Origin of the sequence: Helicobacter sp. MIT 01-3238, from assembly GCF_003364135.1 — a bacterium.
In the GTDB taxonomy this organism is placed as follows: domain Bacteria; phylum Campylobacterota; class Campylobacteria; order Campylobacterales; family Helicobacteraceae; genus Helicobacter_B.
Map to the genome: position 1 here is coordinate 20,391 of NZ_NXLN01000012.1, position 17,835 is coordinate 38,225.

14 protein-coding genes are annotated in these 17,835 nt (G+C 41.2%); 7 read left to right on the top strand and 7 right to left on the bottom strand.

The genetic code is table 11. The features are described 5' to 3' along the window. Positions 1–13: 13 nt before the first annotated feature. Positions 14–1,498, top strand: a complete 1,485-nt coding sequence (locus CQA40_RS05410) for an ArsB/NhaD family transporter (RefSeq protein WP_115519898.1) — start codon at positions 14–16, stop codon at positions 1,496–1,498. Positions 1,499–1,617: 119 nt separating this feature from the next. Here CQA40_RS05410 and CQA40_RS05415 read toward each other — a convergent pair whose 3' ends face one another. The 5 genes from CQA40_RS05415 to gltX all read right to left on the bottom strand — a co-directional run bounded on the left by CQA40_RS05415 (position 1,618) and on the right by gltX (position 6,449). Further along, positions 1,618–2,193, bottom strand: coding sequence for an Hpy99I family type II restriction endonuclease (locus tag CQA40_RS05415; RefSeq protein WP_115519899.1), 576 nt, complete (start codon positions 2,191–2,193; stop codon positions 1,618–1,620). Next, a complete protein-coding gene (locus tag CQA40_RS05420) occupies positions 2,187–3,005 on the bottom strand; it encodes a site-specific DNA-methyltransferase (RefSeq protein ID WP_115519900.1) in 819 nt (272 codons plus the stop codon). Before CQA40_RS05420 ends, CQA40_RS05415 begins: the two co-directional genes overlap by 7 nt. A 143-nt stretch (positions 3,006–3,148) precedes the next feature. Beyond that, a complete protein-coding gene (locus tag CQA40_RS05425; protein ID WP_115519901.1) occupies positions 3,149–4,786 on the bottom strand; it encodes a lytic transglycosylase domain-containing protein in 1,638 nt (545 codons plus the stop codon). Between the two features lie 38 nt (positions 4,787–4,824). Further along, positions 4,825–5,103 carry a YggT family protein gene (locus tag CQA40_RS05430; protein ID WP_023928243.1) on the bottom strand — a complete coding sequence of 93 codons (279 nt, stop codon included), beginning with the start codon at positions 5,101–5,103 and terminating at the stop codon, positions 4,825–4,827. A 23-nt stretch (positions 5,104–5,126) separates the two neighbouring features. After that, the gene (gene gltX / locus CQA40_RS05435) at positions 5,127–6,449 is read right to left on the bottom strand and encodes a glutamate--tRNA ligase (protein ID WP_115519902.1); all 1,323 of its coding nucleotides are present in this window, start codon (positions 6,447–6,449) and stop codon (positions 5,127–5,129) included. 309 nt (positions 6,450–6,758) lie between these two features. Between gltX and CQA40_RS05440 the strand changes: the two genes are divergently transcribed. The 6 genes from CQA40_RS05440 to CQA40_RS05460 all read left to right on the top strand — a co-directional run bounded on the left by CQA40_RS05440 (position 6,759) and on the right by CQA40_RS05460 (position 13,289). Next, complete coding sequence (locus tag CQA40_RS05440; RefSeq protein ID WP_115519903.1) at positions 6,759–8,012, top strand: efflux RND transporter periplasmic adaptor subunit; 1,254 nt, start codon at positions 6,759–6,761, stop codon at positions 8,010–8,012. Positions 8,013–8,046: 34 nt separating this feature from the next. Continuing rightward, positions 8,047–8,727 carry an ABC transporter ATP-binding protein gene (locus CQA40_RS05445; RefSeq protein ID WP_115519904.1) on the top strand — a complete coding sequence of 227 codons (681 nt, stop codon included), beginning with the start codon at positions 8,047–8,049 and terminating at the stop codon, positions 8,725–8,727. Further along, positions 8,724–8,885 carry a hypothetical protein gene (locus tag CQA40_RS11105; protein ID WP_181882844.1) on the top strand — a complete coding sequence of 54 codons (162 nt, stop codon included), beginning with the start codon at positions 8,724–8,726 and terminating at the stop codon, positions 8,883–8,885. Before CQA40_RS05445 ends, CQA40_RS11105 begins: the two co-directional genes overlap by 4 nt. Positions 8,886–8,912: 27 nt before the next feature. Continuing rightward, the gene (locus CQA40_RS05450; protein WP_115519905.1) at positions 8,913–10,127 is read left to right on the top strand and encodes an ABC transporter permease; all 1,215 of its coding nucleotides are present in this window, start codon (positions 8,913–8,915) and stop codon (positions 10,125–10,127) included. 179 nt (positions 10,128–10,306) lie between these two features. Continuing rightward, a complete protein-coding gene (locus CQA40_RS05455; RefSeq protein WP_023928248.1) occupies positions 10,307–10,531 on the top strand; it encodes a YdcH family protein in 225 nt (74 codons plus the stop codon). A 73-nt stretch (positions 10,532–10,604) separates the two neighbouring features. After that, complete coding sequence (locus CQA40_RS05460) at positions 10,605–13,289, top strand: tetratricopeptide repeat protein (RefSeq protein ID WP_115519906.1); 2,685 nt, start codon at positions 10,605–10,607, stop codon at positions 13,287–13,289. 85 nt (positions 13,290–13,374) lie between these two features. Here CQA40_RS05460 and CQA40_RS05465 read toward each other — a convergent pair whose 3' ends face one another. Next, positions 13,375–16,488: a Plug domain-containing protein gene (locus CQA40_RS05465; RefSeq protein ID WP_181882845.1), complete on the bottom strand. Its 3,114-nt coding sequence runs from the start codon at positions 16,486–16,488 to the stop codon at positions 13,375–13,377. A gap of 490 nt (positions 16,489–16,978) precedes the next feature. Next, positions 16,979–17,659, bottom strand: coding sequence for a flagellar FLiS export co-chaperone (locus CQA40_RS05470; RefSeq protein ID WP_115519908.1), 681 nt, complete (start codon positions 17,657–17,659; stop codon positions 16,979–16,981). Between the last annotated feature and the right edge of the window lie 176 nt (positions 17,660–17,835).

Consider the following 17,835-nt stretch of genomic DNA (forward strand, 5'->3'; position numbering starts at 1 on the left):
GAAAGAACACCAAATGCTAGCCCTCATCATTTTTGCCCTTACGCTTTTTGGGATTTTGCGCACTCCTTTTGGGCTTGGCATTTGGGTGTATTCTAGCTTTGGTGCGCTCGCTACGCTTACACTTGGGCTAGTGGAGATGAGCGACTTGGGCGTGATTTTCGCGCTTATTTGGGATAGTGCGCTTACCCTCATTGCGCTTATTGTCATTAGCTTTTGCTTGCAGGGGCTTGGGTTTTTTGAGTGGCTGATTTTTTATGTGCTAAAGTTTTGCGCGACTTCTCGCTATTCTCCCCACGCCACAAATCCCGAATCTAGAGCGCATTTAGCCACGACTTTGTGCATAAACACGCGCAAAGCATTTGTCGCACTCATTTTGCTTAGCGCAATTTTGAGCGCGGTGCTAGCAAATGATGGCGCGGTGCTTGTTTTGACGCCATTGGTGCTTGGGCTGTTTTTGCGTGCCAAAAACGCGACTTCGCTACAAATCATCGCATTTTTGTTCGCCACCGCCTTTGTGTGCGACATTAGCTCAAACCCGCTCATCATCTCAAACCTCACAAATATCATCACCGCGCACTTCCACACGCTTAGCTTTGCGGAATTTGCCCACACAATGCTTCTGCCAAATCTTTTTGGTATTTTTGGTGCGCTAATGCTCTTTTTGGTGTTTTTTCACACTCCGCTTCGCACTCCGCTTATCTTTCGCACGCCCTCAAAGCCAAAGCTACAAAACGCGCTTTTTGCCCTGCATTGCGCTACTTTAGCGGTTTTTATCGCTAGCTTTTTCCTCTCCACACATTTTGACTTGCCTCTAAGTCTAAATTGCGCACTTTATGCGGGGATTTTGCTTATCACACTATGGCGCAAGTCGCGCCAAAAAGCCATAGCTACGATGAAACGCGCACCTTTTGGCATTATCGTGTTTGTCTTTGGGCTATTTGTGGTGGTGTTTGGCGTGCAAAAGCTAGACTTTACAGAGGCGCAAAACGCGCTCTTTCACACGCTTATCGCGCTTTATGACAAAAGCGAGGTTTTAGGAATCTTTGGGGTGGCTAGTGTGAGTGCGCTAGGCTCAAGCGTGATAAACAACCTGCCTATGGTGCTTTTTGGCAATTTAGCGATAGATGAGTTTTTTGGCTCTCACACGCTTGCAATCGCCCAAAATCTGCAAAATCTAGCGCAAAACCTCACACAAGATTTCACGCAAAACTTTGACACCCAAAGCCTCACAAATCTTGCCACGCAAACTCCTAGCCAAAACCTAAAAGAATCCTTTATCTACGCGCATTTGCTAGGCTGCAATATCGGCTCAAAGCTAACACCCATCGGCTCTCTTTGCACACTTCTTTGGCTTTCTCTCATCGCCAAAAGCTCTACCCTCGCGCAAAAGGGCATAATTTTTACCTTTTTGCATTATTGCAAATATAGCCTTATTTTCACGCTCCCCACGCTATTTTTGGCAACACTAGGGCTTTATATCTCACATTTAGCGTTTTAGTATTTTTTGGCTAACCCACCCTTAGCCTAGATTTTTGCGCAAAACCCACACAAATTCTTTTATGGACTTCGCCCCACCTTTGGCTTGAAATAGTATGGTTTAGCAGTGTTTGATAAATCTCATTGCTTCTCATATTTTTTCAAATATTCTATGACTTTTTCTAAAAATTTGGGGTTGTCTTTAAATCTACCAAGTCCTGTGTTGCAACTATCACAAATCCACTCTCTACCCTCGCCCGTGTCGTGATTGTGGTCGCGCACAAGATTTGCTGTAACGCCTACTATGCTTCGCTTTTCACAAATAGGGCAAGTAAAAATACTACCTTTGGGCGGGGCGATTTTATCCATTCGCTTTTTCTCTGTGGTGGATAGCTTCACGCCATCAATGTTTTTTCTACATTCTCTGCAACTTGGGCGAGTGGTTTTTCTACCCTTTGCGTCTGTTTGGTTGATTTCAAAGTCATCTGTATTTTTTAAGATATGGCAAATATTGCATATCTTTTTGTCATAGCCCTTGCCTGTTTTGTAAATATCAAGTGCTTGTAATTCGTCAAAATCAACTCTTTTTAGTTCATTAAGCCCTATAAATAGCACCATTGCGGATTTACCATTTATGGCTCTAATGACACCGACAGAATTTGGCGCAACGCTATCTAATTGCTTTTTTGCGATTACAAAATCATCATTTTTTAGCATACAAACAAGCCTTGTTGATATTGTTGCAATCTTTTTTGGGCTATTTGTATGTATTCTTTGCTTATATCTACGCCTATAAAATTTCTATTATGCAAAAAAGCCATTTTACAAGTCGTGCCCGAGCCACACATAGGGTCAAAGACTATGTCCCCTTCATTGCTCCAAGATAAAATATGGTCAAGTGCTAACTGCTCTGGGAATACCGCTGGGTGCTCAAAAGCGATTTTATCATTTGTGCTACCGCCTAGCCCAACCGCGTAATACCAAATGTTGTTTTTTGTTTTTTCTTTTTTGAGTTCTTTTAAGACTTTATTGTTTTTTGCGTCCGCACCTTTATTTGCCACAAGCATTTCCATTCCATTTCTTGCGGTAGGCTCTTTTAGCGGATTGAATGTTTTTGGCTTTCCTTTGGATAAGACAAACATATATTCATACGCATTTGTGTAGGCATTTGAGCGCATAAAAGGCGTGTTTTTCTTTGCATAAATCATCACATCGTGCATATTAAAGCCAATTTGCTGAAAATACAACGCTTGCTTAAAGCTAGTAAGGCTTTTGTTGCCATTTTTGATTTTATCCCCCACAATCCAAACAACAACACCACCTTTTTTGATAACCCTAAAAATCTCATTAGCAATTTTTTCAAACTCAAAAATATAGCCCTTATAATTTCTCAAATCATCATAGGGAGGGGAGGTAAGAATCATATCAACACTTTCATCTTGTAGTTTATTTTGCATAAACTTTACACAATCATCTACATAAAAATTGTTTAACAAGGTGTGTGCATCTGGCTTGATTCTAGCAGTCATATATTAGCCTTTTAGTAAAATTGCGCCATTTTAGCATAGCTTTATGCCATTATCAAATTATAGCCCAAAATCCAAATTACGATAAATTTCACAAGATTTGCTTGCAAAATTTGTAAAAATAAGTGCCTTATAGCCCAAAACACCTAATACCGAAGTGTCTTTTTTAGCAAGGATTCTATATCCACTTCCGTCCCCAAAATCTGCTGATAAATCACATAGTTTGCAAGCACGCGCATACCATAAAATCGCGTTTCCTCCACAGGTAGTAGCTCTAGTGAAATCCACGGCTCATATTTGCGAGACTTGATAAAAAGACGCTTTTTGCTAAGTATCTTTCGCAAAAATCCCGGTCCGCCATTGTAAGCATAAGCACTAAAAAGCGGATGAGAAAATTCCCTATTTAGCTCATCTAAATACATTCTCCCAAACTCATAAGCAATCACAGGGTCAAACATAGATTCTAGCGTAATATCCGTTTTTTTTAGCTTGCGAGCAAATGGCTCGACATTAAAAGGCATTATTTGCATCATTCCTAGCGCGTAGGAGCGCGACACAAGTGCTGGCAAAAATGTGCTTTCTTGCTTTGCTACGGCTAGTGCCATAGCCTTTTGGGAGTTATCACGCCACTTGAGATTTTCTGTATATGGCATTATGAAGTAGTTTATGGAGTATTTGTTGATTCTGTTATTTACAAACGCTAGATGAGGGATAGTTAGCTCGTAACTAAAATCCTTTGCAATGGCTTTTAGCTTTGAGCTTTCCTTTGGCATATTATCACGCAAAATCTGCCACGCAAATGGGTCTTTTATATCAAGTTTTGGATTTGTGGTGGATAGATTTTCAAAGTGTGAGATGATTTGATAGTTTGGCGTGGTTTTTAGCTTTTGATTGGCATAGATAGAGAAAATATCAGCATATTTGCTTGCTTGCAAATCATTTAAAAACGCCACATTATCACTTAGCAGATACTGCCAAAATATCGCCCTATCGCGGAAAAATGGGTCTGCGGCATTTGTGCGTGAAAGCGCAAAATACTTCATTGCTTTATCTTTTGTGCCTATGCGGACTTCATTTATACCTAGCAGAAATAGCGTATTTGCGTCTTTTATCCCGCTCAAATCCGCCTTAGAAATGCTTTTTTTAAACTCCAAAAACCCGCCATCCAAAATCACATTTTGCAAGATTCTATTGAAGCTATATCGATTGGCATTTGCTAGGATTTTTAGTGATTCTGGCTTGGTAGGTGTGCCAAAAATCTGCGCTCTTTGATTGTAGCTTAGCGAGTTATATACTTCAGAAAAGATTTGTGCGCTAGCATTTAGCATTGATTCTTTTATGTCTTTGCTTCTTAGGATTTGGATTTTTTGGACTATGTTTGGGTGAGAGGCTTTTAGCTTAGAGACAAAAAAATCCACTTGGGCTTGGCTCATAGCTGGCACTGCACCTAGTCGCAGGGCGTAGGCAATACATTGGGCGTCTTTGTTTTTTAGATTTTCATAAGCTAGCTTAGAGCAGGCTATGTTTTTTGGCATTTGCGCGTGAAAGCCCTTTTTTTCTAGGGCAGCTTTTAGCTTTGGGATTTCGTTATATACGAGTTTGTAGGCTTCCAAAGAATCTTTTAGACTTGTGTCTTTGTGGGTTATAAATTCCCAAATATAAAAATCCCTTGCTACGCCTTTTGGCTTGGTTTGTAGCTCTTTTAGGCTTAGTAGCGGAGCACAGCTAGCCACTTGGCAAAATCCAAAAAACACCACACCAAAAACCACCCAAAAAATCCGCATAATAATTCCTAAAATATAGCAATAATCCAATTCTGCTATCACAGCACGCCAAGCGTATGGACTATGACTTTGTCAAGCACTTGCAAGCCGATGATAACAGCGATAGGCGAAATATCAATACCATTTATGACTAAAAATGGCATTTTTTCCCGCGCCCACATAAGCAGTGGCGCACTTAGTCGGTTTAGCACTTGCACGATAGGATTATACGGGTCTGGACGCACCCAAGAGAGTAGCACAGCGATGATAATCACCCACATATACGCGCTAATCATCAAATGCAATCCTGTGCCAATCGCACCTAGCAACACACTCATTTTCTCTCCTTTTTATTTTTTTGTTATTTCTTGCGCAAAATATATGGCAGTATCTCACGCAAATGTGGATACATAGCACTTATATCTGGTCCGTGGCTTGCCCCTGTAAGCAAAATCCTAAGAGGCTTAAAAAACTCCTTGCCTTTTAGCTCGCTTTGCTTTATTGCGATAGATTTAAACTCCTCATAGCTACTTGGCGGATTTTTTGCCACTTGGCTCAAAACCTCAAACAGCTTTTCACACTGCTTGCTAAAATCACACCCCTCATAGCTAGCCCCAATGTCTTTTGGCTCTAAAAGCGCGTTTATTTTTGCCCTTAGTTCATTTAGCGTGCTTGCTTCTTCTAAGTAGATTTTGCCAAGCGCACCTATTTGGCTAGCATATTGCTTGCTAGATTCTAGCAAAAGCGCGATTTTATCCTCGCTTAAGCGCGATAAATGCGCGTGATTGATAAATCTAAGCTTTGCTATGTCAAAGCGCACGGGGGATTTTGCTACTTTTGCTATGTCAAACCACTCTATTGCCTCCTCTAGCGTAAATATCTCACAAGGCGTGTGATTGCCCATAGCGATTAGGTAGTTGCTAATCGCACTTGGCAAAAACCCCTCATCAAGCAGCCACGCCACACTTGAAGCAGAGTCCCTTTTGCTCATCTTTTTGCCACTATCATTTAGGATAATAGGCAGATGCGCAAAAGCTATGTCTTTGTCATAGCCCAGTGCTTTGTGGATAAGAATCTGCTTTGGGGTGTTGCTTGTGTGGTCTTCCCCGCGCACCACATAGCTAATGTCATAGAGCATATCATCGCACGCACACGCGAAATTATAAGTTGGCACGCCATCTTCGCGCAATATCACAAAGCTATCTAGCTCATTTGGCAAAAACTCTAGCTTCCCTTTTATGTTGTCTATGTAAGTGATAGGCTTTTGCGCCCCGCGAAGTCGCACCACAGGAGTTTTGCCATCGCTTTTTTCACACTCTGCCCACGCATCATCATAGCGAAATGCCCTCTTAGAATCGATAGCTTCTTGCTTTTTGTTTTCTAAAAACTCTTTTGAGCAATAGCAATAAAAAGCCTTGCCTTGCTTTAGTAGCAAGTCTGCAAACTGCTGATGACGAGGGAAATTTTCGCTCTGATACACGAGGCTATCCCATTGCAGTCCAAAAAGTGTTAGCAAGGAGCAGATTTCTTTGTCTTTGCCCTCTATATTTCTTGCAAAATCCGTGTCCTCAATGCGAAGCAAAAACCGCTCATTGCGCTGTTTTGCCAAGATATAGTTAAAAATCGCAGCCCTAAGATTGCCGATGTGCATATCGCCTGTGGGGGAGGGCGCAAACCGAAGCATATTTTTTCCTTACCAAGTAGAGTTGTGTGAATAAAATTGTGTGAAATTCTAGCATAAAATCTTTATTGATATGTCGAAAATGTCGCACTAGATTGTGTATTTGGCTAGGTTTTTGCTAGTGTAGTTATGGTAGTATTTGTGCTAGTTTTTATGTCGCTAGGATTTTATCTTTATTTCACACAAAAATCCTACAATACAAAGGCAATGACAAAGCAATGCCAAAATTTATTTCCCCAAAAATCATTGCAAGTAAGTTTTATTTGCCCAAAATTAAATCCATAACCAAAATCCACATTAAGGAGTAATGCCTTGAGTGCTCAAGAGATTTACGCAAGACTAAATCCACCCAAAAAATCCCCCAAATTTTTTACCTCCCTTGCACTGCTTGTAGGAGTGCTAGTTGCTTTGCTTGTTTTTGTGCTGTTTTTCTCGCCCAAGCAGTCATATTCCTACCCCACCGCACCCCCTACCAATCTCACCATAACCCAAGTCGTATCCGCCACAGGCACTCTCTCTCCTACCGACACAGTCGAGGTAGGCTCTCAAATCTCTGGGCGCATAGAAGCTGTGTATGTCGACATAAACGATGAGGTTACACAAGGGCAAGTGCTAGCAAAAATCGACCCCGAAAAGCTAAATCAAACTCTAGCCAAATACAAGGCAAACCTAGCTTCTGCCCGCTCACAATACGAGCTATCCAAAAACACACTAGCAAAAAATGAGTGGAACTACAATCGCCTAAAAGAGCTATATGAGCGCACAGGAGGCAAATCCCCCTCGCAACTAGAGCTAAAAACCGCTCAAATCGAATATGAAACAGCCAAAAGCACTTTGCGCGTCAATGCTTCAAATATAGCAAATATAGAATCTGATGTGAGAAGCTCTGAAATTGACTTGCGAAATGCGATTATCATTAGCCCCATAAATGGAATCGTGCTAGAGCGAAGTGTCGATGCGGGGCAGACTGTGGCGGCAAATTTCCAAGCACCTACGCTTTTTAAGCTGGCAAAAAGCATAGAGATGATGAGCCTTGTGGTAAATGTCGCAGAATCTGACATAGGCAAAGTCAAAAAAGGACAAGAAGTTAGATTTTTTGTCGATGCGTATCCAGATGTAGAGTTTAGCGCACTTGTCGATAGAGTGAGCTACGCTTCGGTAGAGGATAGCACCAATAATATCGTAAGCTATGAGACAAAAATCTTGGTGGATAACAAATCTTTGCTACTGCGACCGGGTATGAGTGCTAGCGCAAATATTCGCGTAGAAACCCAAAAAGACGCCCAAAGTATTCCTGTGGGCGCACTATACTTTGAGCCACCGCGTGAGAAAGAGCAAGCAAAAAAAGCATTTTCTTTTGGTGGAAATATGCCTCGCCCACCACGAAGCAATATCACAAAGTCCAAAAAAATGGGCAAAACAATCTATATCCTAAAAGATGGCAAGCCACAGCCACTAGAAGTCGAAGTAGGCATAAATGACGGCACAAATGTCCATATCATAAGCCCGATTTTGCCAAAGGATACTCAAGTGATTCTCTCCTCTCAAGCCAAGTCCAAAAAATAATAAAATCTTAATAAACAAAACCATAAGGCAAAAAATGAGTTTCATCTCTTTGCAAGACATTCACAAAACCTATGATGCAGGCTATCAAGCACTGCGCGGAGTGGATTTGGAAATAAAAAAGGGAGATTTTGTAGCGATGATGGGGCCATCTGGCTCTGGCAAATCCACTATGGCAAATATTTTGGGCTGTTTAGATTCCCCAACAAGTGGCAAATATTTTTTTAACGGCGTAGAAGTAAGTGCGCTAAACCGCACGCAAAGGGCTTATTTGCGTAGATTTTATATAGGATTTATCTTTCAAGGGTTCAATCTCCTATCGCGAACTTCCGCGCTAGAAAATGTCGAGCTTCCCTTGCTATATCGAGGTGTAGATAAAGCAGAGCGAGAGAGAATCGCTATGGACGCACTCCAAAAAGTCGGGCTTAGCTCGTGGGCACACCACTCTAGCAATGAGCTAAGCGGAGGGCAGCAGCAGCGCGTAGCTATCGCACGAGCTATCGCTAGCTCGCCCTCATTTCTCATCGCAGATGAGCCCACAGGAAACCTTGATTCAAAGCGAAGTGTGGAGATAATGCAGCTTTTGTGCGAGTTAAACAAAGACTTTGGGATAACTATCCTTATGGTTACGCACGAAAGTGAAATGGCTTCTTATGCCACGCGTGAGATTCACTTCCTAGATGGCAAAATCCTAGATGACAAAGAAATCGCTAGATGACAAGCAAGAATATAGCAACAAAGCACATAATATCACGCCAAAATAGGCAAGAGATGATAGGCAAGGCATTGATTGTATTGAGCGCATTGAGAAAATCCAAAAATCTACCACTACAGATTTTAGCACAGATTTTAGCCCGAATCGCTACCCAAAAATAACACATACATAATACACAAGGCAAAATTATGATACTAAATGCTTTTTTGCTAGCTTTTAAACAAATCCGCCGCAATCTTTTGCGTGCATTTCTTACGATGCTTGGTGTCATCATCGGTGTTGGCAGTGTCATAGTGATGATAGCTATCGGCAATGGAGTCAAAGAAAATATCCAAAAGCAAATCCAAAGTCTAGGGAGCAATATCATAATGGTGCGACCTGCGAGGGGGTTTATGAGTGGTGGCGTGGCTATGAAGCGAAACTTTAGCCTTGAAGAAGTAGGCAGGGTAAAAAAGCAATTTACCCAAGCGCGTGCAGTCGCTCCAAGTGTTTGGAAAGAATCTTTGGTGCGCTATGGAGGGAGAAATGCCCAAATCCAAGTCATAGGCGTAGATAGTGAGTATTTTTCTGCGACACAATGGAAAATCTCAAGCGGAAGAGGCATAGATGAGAGAGAATACACACAAGGAGCGCGAATATGCCTAATGGGCACAAGCGCGATAAAAGAGCTATTTAGCGGGGAAAATCCTTTGGGTAAGCGCATACGCGTAAAAGATAGCGTGTGCGAAATCATAGGAATCCTAGAATCAAAAGGGCAGGGCGGAATGGGAAATGACCAAGATAATGTCATCATAATGCCGCTAAAAGCATTCTCTAGCTTTGTCTTTGGCTCAAGTAGTTTATTTTTTGTCCAAAGCATCACTATCTCGCTAAAAGAGGGTATAGACAGCACTCAAGCCACGCAAAGACTGCGTGAGATAATGCTCCAAATCCGCCCCCCACAAGAGGGACAAAGAGAGATGTTTGAAATCTGGGATACCAAAGAAATGGCACGCACACAAGAAGAAACCACAAAGACTATGACACTTTTTCTAAGCTGTATAGCGGGTGTAAGCCTACTTGTAGGTGGCATAGGGATTATGAATATTATGCTAGTATCCGTTACAGAGCGCACACGCGAAATCGGCACTAGGCTTGCTATCGGTGCGCTAGAGAGCGAAGTGCTTATGCAGTTTCTAGTCGAATCAGTAGTGATTTCGATGATGGGTGGGATTATAGGGATTGTGCTTGGATTTTTTGTGGCACTTTTTATGAGTTTTTATCTAAATATTCCTTTTGTGTTTGATTCTCTTGTGGCGTTGGGTGCGTTTGGTGTATCTGCCGCTGTGGGAATCGCCTTTGGCTACCTACCTGCCAAAAAAGCCTCTATGCAAGACCCGATAAAAGCCCTAAGATATGAGTGATGAGATAGGGCTAAGATTTTGCTAGCATTTTGTGATTTTACTTAGGATTTGCTAGATTTGCTAAGAGATAGCCACAAACTAAGGACAAACTTAGCAAAATTTTTGTAGAATACCCCCTTAGTGCTTAAGCGATTTTGTATCTTTAAGCAGAAATACTAAAAAGCCCTAAGGAGTCCCAAATGTTCCACGAATACCGCGATGAAATCAGCAAGCTAAAAGTCTCTGATGCGCATTTTGAAAAGATTTTTGATGAGCACAATGACTTAGACCAAAAAATCCAAAACGCCGAAAACGGCTTAGAGCCACTCTCGCCAACTGAAATAGATGTGCTAAAAAAACAAAAACTTCGCCTAAAAGACGAAGTGTATGCGATGATTTTAGAATATCGCAAGACACAGAAATAAAACAAAAGCGGGGTTTGCACGCACCAATCTTAGGCTTTTAAGTTTGGGCTAATCCCTGCGCTTAGGCTATGTGATGAGAAAAAAATCTAGCCAAAACAAAACCCCCTCCAAACACACAAAATCTACTAAGACACGCTCTATGATTCCAAAGACTAGCCACAAAAATCTAGCCCAAAATCCACTACAATCCCTCACACAAGCCCCTACGCAAAATAAGCAAAACACCACACAGACTCCAAACACGACAGATGCACTTCCAAGTGAGATTATCGCTACTTTTGAAGCAAAAGATTTCAATCGTTGCATTGCGCTTTGCACGGCGTTTTTGCAAGAAAATCCTAGCGCACCGCAGGTGTGGTTTATCTGCGGTATGAGCCTATACTATCTAGCAAATATCCCCCGCGCCATAGAATCCCTCCAAATCGCCCTAACTCTCTCTCCCAATAACGAACAAATCGCTTTCAATCTAGCCGAGATTTTGCGACAAAATGGCAATGCACTTAGTGCTATTGAAATCCTAAATGCCTTTGTGCCTTGCAAAAATGGCGATGTGTATTATAACCTCGCTCGTGCGCTAACCACCCAAGCCGAGCTACTAAATGCCAAAAATATAGCCAAAGAAAACAACTCGCCAAAAATGACAAATCTAGCAAATCTTACCACCTCCCAAAACCGCAAAAGTGCGCAACTACCACCACAAAAATCACAAGAACAACAAATAAATAACACACAAGCCCAAAACCAAGATTTCAAGCAAAGCCCTGCACCAAGTAGCACAGAAAGTAGCCCAAAATCTAGCACGCAAGATTCTCTATCCACACAAACGCAATCTCAAGCGCAGTCTTTAGACTCTCCCCTGCAAAAATCACTAGAGCTAGATTCCCTTACCAACCCCCAATACTTCATAAATCCTTATGAGCCACCCACACCGCCACACCCTCAAGCAAGGCTACTGCTTAGTCAAGCAAAGATTGCATACAAAACCGCCATAGAGCTAAATCCACTTGATAAAGACGCCATATACAACCTAGCAAACTTGCACGCCAAAGATAAGCAATACTCCCAAGCAATCGCACTATATGAGCAATGTGGCACGCTAAATGCCAAACTAAATCTAGCCTTTTTATACAACCAAATTGATGAGGGCAAAAAGGCGTGTGCTATCTATGCCGCGCTAGAGTCTGGGTTTGCCAAAGAATGCGGATTTTTGCCACTTAGCATTGATGGTGAGGAGTTTGACAAAGACGCACTAGATTCTTACTTTAGAAGCAATATTTTGCCAAATATGCCAAAAACCCACAAAACCCCCTCACTAGATGACACCATAAGCAAAATCGCCTCATACAAAAGCCACCTACACACCAAATCTAGCAAGCCCGAGCAGCACATTTCACAATTTTATTTCAACTACGCAAACACCGCACGATACGCTGGATTTAATATGCTTTCATTTTATTTATATGGCTGTGCGTATTGCTTGGATTCAAACGCACTTTGCGCGATAAACTACGCACATCTAGCCCTAAGCCTGCAAAACTTCTCGCTTGGATTTAAGCTATATGAGGAGCGATTGGCACTAGATAAAGCCGATGCGTTTAATTCAGAGCTTTTTGCCCTCCCAAACTACCTGCATAGCCTAAGTGGCACTCCACAAGAACTCCAAAAAAGACTAAAAGGCACAAAGGTGCTGATTTTTGGGGAGCAGGGGCTTGGCGATATGATAATGTTTGGGCGATTTATCGACACGCTAAAGAGTAAATGCCAATGCGAAGCGGTGTATGTGTATGTGAGAGATGAGCTAAAAAGCCTTTTTGCCTTGCGTTATAAGGTGGTGGAGAGTGAGTTTAGAGAGTTTGATTATTGCGTGAGTGCGATGAGCTTGGCATATATTTTAGGAGTGGAGTCTTTGAGTGATTTTAGCACAAACCAAAACTACCTAGCAGGAATAATCCCACGCAAAAATCAAACCAAGCAAAATCAAAATAGTTTAGACAAGCAAAGCCAAAAAAACATAGAATCATCTTTTGCTAAAAGCACACAAGATGCACAAATCAATGCCTGCAAAGTAGCCCATAAAGCAGTCAATAAAACTATCTACAAAGCTATTAACAATTCTGCTAGCACTTTCAAAGTGGGCTTTTTCTTTGCCTCTACTTCAGGCTCTTCAAATGCCAAAGACAAATCCATACCGCTAGATTTTATACTAGATATTCTTTTTGAGGTTAGAAAATCCTTTGGCAAAAGGGGCATAGATTTGGAGCTACACTGCCTCCAGCCAGAATCACTCTTGCAAAAATTCGCCCAAGAAATCAGCAAAGAAAAAAACGCACACAACACTTCACAAAAAGCCCCCAAAAACATTAGTAGCGCAAATAATGACGCAAAAAACACCACAGAAAGCCCCACAAAAAATGGCATAGAAAATTTTGCAGAAACTAGCATTAGATTCTATGATTTGGCAAACTTTTTAGATACTGCAAAAGTGATGAGTGGGCTTGATATTGTCATAAGCATTGATTCTGCACCTGCTCATCTTGCCATTGCGCTAGGGATTCCCTGCGTGGTGGTGGCACACAAGCGGTATGATTGGCGGTGGGAAGAGATAGGCAAAAATATTAGCTTGCAAGAGCGCGGGATAGGAGGGAGATTTAGCGGGCTATGTGGTGGGGAAGTGCTAGCTCAAGGCAAAAACGGCGAGTGGATAGAAGTAGGCAAAGCATTAAAATCATATTTGGAAAATTTCATACCAAATGCCTAAAATCCAAATATCTAAATCCAAGATACGCACTGATACGCACTTGCAAGCAACAAAATCTACCCACATAAAATCTACCCACACTAAGCTAAAACTTATACCCCACTTCTAGCCAAAACTGCCTGCCTACTTCATACACAGGCACAGCACTAGCTGCAACACTTCCTACCACACCACTAGCAGAAGCGATTGCCATATTTTTGTTATTTAGGACATTATAAATATCTATATTGACTTGCAAAGTGTTGTTTATGCGTTTGCCACGCCATATATCCACTTCAAACCCTAGTCGCATATCCCAGCTAAACGCACCTTTTACCAGAAATGGACGAAAAGTATCCACATACACGCCATTTACTTTATCAGGCTGTGCACGGCGGGTATTGCCACCATAGCTTGCAGGGATAGCAGCCATAGCATTGTAGCTAGAGCGATAGCGTAAAAAGTTATTCCACAGCCACTTAAATCTACCAATCACAAAAGCACTTGTTGTATTTAGTCGTATCGTATATGGACGGACAAAGTTTTCAGCAGGTTTATCGCCATAGCGGATTATTTTGCCACCCCAGCTTATCCATTGATTTGCTAGCTCTAGATTGCTAAGTGTGTCGGTATAGTCCGTGTAGTTTCGCACGACATTTGTGTAGTCATAAGCAAAAAGCACAAAATTTTGGATTCCACCTAGAATTATAGGCTTATCATTTTGAAAAGAAATCGTTAAGACATTTGTCTTGCTTTTTCCCTCATTGGTGTAAATGTAGTAGTTGCTTTGATAAGCAGAATCTAGAGGCAAACCGCTTAGTGCTCTAGTGCTTCTACGAACTTCATCTTTGCCGATTCGATAAATGTATTTTACCCCAAGTGTGAAATCATATATTTTTTGTGCCATTCCTATCATTAGCTCATCGCTATAAGGCACTTTTAGTTGGCTAAATTTGGTGGTGTTTTGTCCCACTTGATACACGCAGTCATAGCTATAATCTGCTTCATTTGGGTTGCAAACTTCACCTGTGGCAAGGTGGTGAGCCAAAATATCATCAAAGCTTTTGTTAGGTCCGCTTCGAGTGATATATTTTAGCAATGTATTCATTCCATCGGCTAGCGCATAAGCAAAGATATTTCGCCCATAGTAGCGATTCGCACCAAAAGTGATTTGGGAAGCAAAGTGATGATACTTTTGTAGGGCATTATGCGGGGCTTGATAAGTAGCACTAAATCTAGGCGCAAAGGTGGCTTTACCCATATAGCTGTCCGCATCAAGTCGCACACCTAGCCTTGCACTTAATCGCCCAAGCTTCCCCAGCCCTATCCCAATGTCATCTTCTGCAAACACCGCTCCTAGCACATTATCTAGGCTTACTCCACCCTTTAGTAATGCCCTAGAGCCTGTTACCCACTGCCCATATTGCCAAATCTGTGTATCATATCCATTTACTTTCGTGCTACCATCGCTTATGCCAAAATCATTTAGCGAACTCACACGATAAGAATCATACTGCGTTTCGCCCTTTGAAGTGTCAGGTTCAGCATATTTTCTAGCAGCAGAAGTATAGACATAGGTTGTTTTTGTAGGGTCGCACCACTCCAAATCAGTTGCCAAACAGCTAGCTTGCATTTGCTGATTCATAGGGCGTGGAGTGTGTGAGCTAGCATAATACAATCTAGGATTTTGATTTTGGACATATTGATAAGCGATTTCTGCGCCCACAGAAAATCTATGTGTGGTTTTTAGCATTTCAAAAGGTGTAAAATCTTGCAAGATTTTGTTGCTTATCGTATGCTGTGTAGAATCATAAGGGGCGTGTCCACCTTGCCTTACACTTCCCCAAGTATAATCCCAATTTTTTGCTTCACTCATATACCAAAATTGATGATTTGTGTAGCCCTTTGTTTGTGTGCTATTCTCCAAATACGAGTAGCTTAGAGTGTGAGTAAGTGTGCCCAAAGTGTTATCCCACATTGTCTTTAAGCCCACTTGGTGTCCGCCCAAAACAGAAGTGTAGAAATTATCTTTTGTGCCTGAAATAAAATAAGTATTGTTTTGTGGGGCATAAGAGTAGGTAAATTCCGTGCGGACATTTGGAGTAAAATCATAATAGCTTTTGAAAAAATAATTATAAGATTGTCGGTTTTGATTTTGCTTTTTTGGCTGTATGTTTCCTGCTTGCAAGTAAGAAAGCGAGTTATACCAAAGTGGTATGAAGCTAAGCGTGCTTGAAAAGCTAGCAAGGATTCCAAATCTATCATTGATTTTGGATTCTAAGCTAGCGCGGATAAGGTGCTTGGTAAATATTGGCTGATTTGATTGAGAGCTAGAGTTTATGAAGTTGAGAAGCCCTGTTTGTTCGTTTAGATGATAGGTAGTTAGCGATACATTGGCAGGGTTTGCATCACCTTGTGTGAATTGATAGCTGATACTTGCGCCAAATTTTTTGCTAGGCTTGCGAGTGTTTGCTTCTACCACCCCACCGCTAAACCCGCCATAGCTCGCACTGATATTAGAATCTTGCACGATGATAGATTCTAGCAAGGAAGTGTCGATATTTAGCCCCTGTGTATGTCCCTTTGCCCCTCCATAATACCCCGTGCTTCCCATAGGATTTATGTCATTATTCATATTCATTCCATCAAGTTGGAAGCTATTTTGATAGTGCAATCCTCCGCTTATAGAGATTTTGGCAGGGTCGATTTCCCCGGGCGTAGTGCTTCGTAGCTGGGTAATGTCATATTGAACATTTGGCAAAATCCTTAGAATCGAGCCTATATCGCCATTGCCACTTGGGCTAGATTCTAGCACACGGCGTGAGATTTCCCCTGCACTGCTTTGGTATCGCTCTCTAGATTGAGCACCATTGTCCTTGTAGCCTTTGGCAACTACTTTGCCTAAGTCTTTTGCCCGTAAATCTTGTGATGTTGCATTTTTCGCACTAAAATCTTGTGCTTTAGAATCATATATTGCAGAATCACTCTTTTTTGATTTGATAGAATCGCTAGAATCCACTTGCCAAGACTTCGTAGGGATTGTGCGGGAGTTACTCTCTCTCTCTCTCTCTCTCTCTCTCTCGTTATCAGTGGGCACAATCTCTCTAGTAATCCCACTGCTAGCAATCTCGCTGCTAGCAACTTCACTAGCAAATATCACTTGATTTGTAAATGCACTCATTACACTTGCAAGCAAAAGCACTTTTTGGACTTTTTTCATAAAAAACCTTTTTCTACACATTCTACACATTCCACACACATATATTTACGCACACTTATGAGCAATTTTTGCACATTTTTTGCATTTTTACTATGTTTTTCTTAATTATTCTATGCTTTTAAGAAAAGTAAGAATTATATGCAAAATAAATGCAAAATCATAAAGCAAAAAAACTTAAAAACCGCTTTTTTTTTGAAATAAAATTAAGCAAACCTTTTTGCAAGCAAAATAGTTCAGTAAAAATCACTTAGAGAAAGTTCATAAAAATTCGTAAGCAAGTTAGAAGTAGCAAGTAAGTAAAATTAAGCAAATAGCTCACACCACAGTCCTAATTGCAAGTGTGCTTCAAATACATTTTTAAGCACACTTGCGCGACAAAAGCACAAAGCAAAAACCACAAAAACCACCACACAAAAACATTTGCAAAATCTACAACCACCTTAAGCAACGCTCATAGCTAGATTTTGCAAACTTGGGTATCAAACTTTGGTTATTTTAAATTCTTAAACATATTTTTGTCAAATCTCTCAAACGCGCTAGAATCAAAGCTATCAAATTCTTGGGCTTTATCAAAAATTTGTGCTTGTGATATTGCCTCGCTTAAGAGCGATAGTGTTTCATTGATTTCTAGCAGTTTCTCACTTACATAGTCTTTGAAATTTTCAAAATCCACACACTCGCCCTCACTACTTGCTTTGCTAGATTCTAGCAGTGGCATAGGTGATGGATTCTCTAGCAAAATCTCTTTTCCACCGATTTTTGCACTTAAGACCGTGTCAAATAGCACATCTCCCATAAATGTGGTAGATGAGATTTTATCTTTTATCTGCTTATAGACTTGTCCTCTTGCTTGATTTGAGCTATCTTGCGAGATTTCATCTGCAAAGAAAAGTAGCTTTTTAAACGCGATTTGTAAGGTTTGGAGTGCGCCTGTGAGTTCGTTTGCGCTTTTTATGTCTTCGCCGAAGTTGCGGATTTTGCGCTCGGCTAGAAATGGCAGTTTAGCATTTGATTTTATCGCTTGTATGTTGCTTAGGGCGTTTTGAGCTAGTATATCAGGCTCTATGCCTTGCTCTTTTATGTGCTTTTTGAAAGTTTCTATGATATTGTTTCCACTATTACCAAGATTTGTGCCAAGACTTGTGTTTTTTGGGGTTTTGTCCTCTTGCATCGCTTCTCCTTAATGCAGTAAACGCAGTTTTACGCGCTTTTATGCCACTATATTTGTGCCGTGATATTTGCGCGACTTTGTTTTGCTAGAAGCATTTGTCGTTCCTTTTTGGTGGCTTATTTTGGTTTTTTGGGCAGATTTTACTTGGCGATTTTTATGTGCGTCTTTTGTATCAT

What these genes read in the sequence shown, in the direction of transcription:
- CQA40_RS05420 (WP_115519900.1), bottom strand. Translation starts at nt 3,005, where the DNA reads ATGACTGCTAGAATCAAGCCAGATGCACACACCTTGTTAAACAATTTT.
- CQA40_RS05450 (WP_115519905.1), top strand. Translation starts at nt 8,913, where the DNA reads ATGATACTAAATGCTTTTTTGCTAGCTTTTAAACAAATCCGCCGCAAT.
- CQA40_RS05470 (WP_115519908.1), bottom strand. Translation starts at nt 17,659, where the DNA reads ATGCAAGAGGACAAAACCCCAAAAAACACAAGTCTTGGCACAAATCTT.
- CQA40_RS05425 (WP_115519901.1), bottom strand. Translation starts at nt 4,786, where the DNA reads ATGCGGATTTTTTGGGTGGTTTTTGGTGTGGTGTTTTTTGGATTTTGC.
- CQA40_RS05465 (WP_181882845.1), bottom strand. Translation starts at nt 16,488, where the DNA reads ATGAAAAAAGTCCAAAAAGTGCTTTTGCTTGCAAGTGTAATGAGTGCA.
- CQA40_RS05410 (WP_115519898.1), top strand. Translation starts at nt 14, where the DNA reads ATGCTAGCCCTCATCATTTTTGCCCTTACGCTTTTTGGGATTTTGCGC.
- CQA40_RS11105 (WP_181882844.1), top strand. Translation starts at nt 8,724, where the DNA reads ATGACAAGCAAGAATATAGCAACAAAGCACATAATATCACGCCAAAAT.
- CQA40_RS05430 (WP_023928243.1), bottom strand. Translation starts at nt 5,103, where the DNA reads ATGAGTGTGTTGCTAGGTGCGATTGGCACAGGATTGCATTTGATGATT.
- CQA40_RS05455 (WP_023928248.1), top strand. Translation starts at nt 10,307, where the DNA reads ATGTTCCACGAATACCGCGATGAAATCAGCAAGCTAAAAGTCTCTGAT.
- CQA40_RS05445 (WP_115519904.1), top strand. Translation starts at nt 8,047, where the DNA reads ATGAGTTTCATCTCTTTGCAAGACATTCACAAAACCTATGATGCAGGC.
- gltX (WP_115519902.1), bottom strand. Translation starts at nt 6,449, where the DNA reads ATGCTTCGGTTTGCGCCCTCCCCCACAGGCGATATGCACATCGGCAAT.
- CQA40_RS05460 (WP_115519906.1), top strand. Translation starts at nt 10,605, where the DNA reads ATGAGAAAAAAATCTAGCCAAAACAAAACCCCCTCCAAACACACAAAA.
- CQA40_RS05415 (WP_115519899.1), bottom strand. Translation starts at nt 2,193, where the DNA reads ATGCTAAAAAATGATGATTTTGTAATCGCAAAAAAGCAATTAGATAGC.